Source organism: Arcobacter sp. CECT 8989 (assembly GCF_004116715.1).
GTDB lineage: Bacteria > Campylobacterota > Campylobacteria > Campylobacterales > Arcobacteraceae > Halarcobacter.
This window is the reverse complement of record NZ_PDKE01000114.1, coordinates 1-401: the sequence shown is the minus strand read 5'-3', so window position 1 is coordinate 401 and position 401 is coordinate 1. Positions and strand designations below refer to the sequence as shown.

Genomic DNA, 401 nt, shown 5'->3' with positions numbered 1-401 from the left:
GAAAATAGTAGTGAAATATTTAAGTGGTTTTTTAATCTTTTTATCTTTTGTATTTACAATAGCAGCATATTTTTTTAATGAAAAATTAGTATTTATTGGTGGAACTATAGCTTGGATAGCATTAATTATACTTTTTAAAAATGTAAATGGAAAGTCACTTTTATATAAATTACTTTTATTAAGTATTATTGCTTTTATTTACTCTTTTTATAATAGTTTTAATATTGATTTTGTAAAAGCAGTAAGTGTAAACCAATATCTTTTGACACTTCTTATTGGTGTTGGTTTCTTAAGACTTATAGCAACACCAAAAGTAAAAGCTATTAAATCTTTGCCAAAGGGCAAAAAAAGTTTTTTTAAAACCTATTTAGGGGTTCATCTTTTTGGTTCTGTTATAAATC

1 pseudogene is annotated in these 401 nt (G+C 23.4%); it reads left to right on the top strand.

The window, feature by feature from the left end:
- Positions 1–401, top strand: a pseudogene (locus CRV02_RS14950) (tellurium resistance protein TerC); the annotation flags it as partial.